Consider the following 2070-nt stretch of genomic DNA (forward strand, 5'->3'; position numbering starts at 1 on the left):
ATCATTCTCAATAACGAGAATATTATATTCTTTGATTTTTGTAAAGAAAAAAACTGGAAATTACTTTTATATTTTTCCAAAATGTATGAATCTGTTTTATGGTTACATGAATTAGCCTACTTCTACCAATATTATAGTGAGGGGGTTGCTGAGTATGATTTTATCTTTGTTAATGGGATATTTCCTTTTAACCCAACCGGTGACTGAAGTGCCAGATCGTTTAACTATTACAAAGGATGGCCATACAGTTACCACCATTAATCGTGATGATTTTACCATTTCCCAAACGGGCCTGCCCTTATTAAATTCTAAAAAGTACTATGAATTTTTGGATAATTTAGATAAACAATTTTCAATTGCACCGGAAAATGCCCACTTGGATCAGAATGGTGGTATTATTCCAGAAAAGGCAGGGTCCCAAATCCATCGTCAAGCATTTACAGAGCAATTCTATGCCTATATTTTTAGTACTGGACAAACGAAGGTCATGGAATTACCTTTTCTTACAGTTTATCCAAAGGTGGATAGTGAATTACTCAGTGATATTCGCAGCATGAGAATTGGACGTTATGTTACGTCATTTAATCCACGAAATAAAAAAAGATCTAACAATATAGAACTGGCAACAAAAGCAATTAACAATCAGGTGGTTTTTCCGGGTGAAACATTCTCTTTTAACAGAGTAGTCGGTAAACGGACAGCTGCGAAGGGATATTTACGTGCCAAAGTCATCGTTAGAGGGGAATACTCAGAAGACATTGGCGGCGGAATTTGTCAAGTATCCTCAACCCTTTATAATGCCGTTGACAATGCAGGCATCAAGATTGTGGAGCGGTTTTCTCATTCAAGAAAGGTTCCTTATATTCCGCCTGGACGAGACGCCACTGTTAGTTGGTATGGACCCGATTTTGAGTTTAAGAATACCTATAATCAACCAGTATTAATTAGAGCAAGGACATTAGGTCATTTGTTAGTTATAACAGTTTACTCTTCTGAAAATATTAATTACATACCGAAAAAAGTCCCAACTCCACCATATTAAAAAGTCCGCAACCATTGTGCGGACTTTTTTCTTATTGTTTTTTATTATTTAGTGCACTCATTAATAGCTCCTCTGAAAACTCGGTTAATGCAGCATTATCCATTAGACTAAGATTTGTTTTAGGTGTAAAATTTTTCATCATATTTTGAATAGGAAGTGCAAGGTCCCTACGTTTTCCCTTTGTCACTCCAAAAACAGCAGCACTTAAACCAATGCCTAATAGAGACGCCCAGATGGCTCCTCTACTTTTACGTTTTCTTGCAAACATTTTGAGAAACGGTTGAGCTTTAACTTTTTTCATCCAAAGCACTCCTTCAAATTGAAATGGAAAGGAATTCTTCCTTCCATTTCTTTAATTTGCTCTTTTTAGACAGAGTATATAGCAAGAAATAAGAACTTAATTAGTTATTTACTGGTATGTTAGATCCTTTACCGTTTACATAATACATTTAATTACTCCTGCCATAATCAAGTCTAATTCGCGAACCTCTTACCTATATTTCACATAAACTGCTACAAGATAATTGAGGTGGTGTCTTTATTTATGGGAGGTTTAACTTATTTTGACTTCTTAGCCAAATTTGGTGTGGGTGGAGCACATCCCGGTGGAATTCCATTAACAAAATACATTTTGTCGAATGAAGATATAACAAATAAATCACGTATTTTAGATGCTGGATGCGGCACTGGCCAAACAGCTGCATTTTTATATCAGCATTATTTTGCAAAGGTAGTTGGCGTGGAGATTAATCCTATCATGATTGAAAAAGCAAAAGTGCGATTTCAATCAATGAATTTACCAATAAAGTTGGTTCAAGGGTCTATTGAAAAACTGCCCTTTAACGATCATACTTTTGATTTTATTTTGTCCGAATCTGTTTTAGCCTTTGTTAACAAACCTGTTGCCATTAGTGAATTTTTTCGAGTCTTAAAAAAAGGCGGACGTCTAATAGCCAATGAAATGACTATAAACTCCAAACTTAGTCCGATCGAAGAATCCGAAATAATGAAGATTTATGCCCTGGATT

4 protein-coding genes are annotated in these 2070 nt (G+C 35.4%); 3 read left to right on the plus strand and 1 reads right to left on the minus strand.

The genetic code is table 11. The features are described 5' to 3' along the window. Both V7659_RS26140 and V7659_RS26145 read left to right on the plus strand, forming a co-directional pair. Nucleotides 1-207: hypothetical protein (locus V7659_RS26140; protein ID WP_335543018.1), on the plus strand; the 207-nt coding region annotated here is incomplete at its 5' end. Continuing rightward, nucleotides 155-1042, plus strand: a complete 888-nt coding sequence (locus V7659_RS26145; RefSeq protein WP_335543019.1) for a VanW family protein — start codon at nucleotides 155-157, stop codon at nucleotides 1040-1042. The genes V7659_RS26140 and V7659_RS26145, both read left to right, overlap by 53 nt. Nucleotides 1043-1073: 31 nt before the next feature. On the opposite strand, the gene V7659_RS26150 is transcribed toward V7659_RS26145, so the two are convergent. Next, nucleotides 1074-1343 (minus strand): hypothetical protein, encoded by a 270-nt coding sequence (locus V7659_RS26150; RefSeq protein ID WP_335543020.1) that lies wholly within the window; start codon nucleotides 1341-1343, stop codon nucleotides 1074-1076. A gap of 243 nt (nucleotides 1344-1586) precedes the next feature. Between V7659_RS26150 and V7659_RS26155 the strand changes: the two genes are divergently transcribed. Then, nucleotides 1587-2070 (plus strand): class I SAM-dependent methyltransferase (locus V7659_RS26155; RefSeq protein WP_335543021.1); only part of this gene is annotated, 484 nt, incomplete at its 3' end.

This window comes from Neobacillus drentensis, from assembly GCF_036966985.1.
Taxonomy (GTDB): Bacteria; Bacillota; Bacilli; order Bacillales; family Cytobacillaceae; genus Neobacillus; species Neobacillus drentensis_E.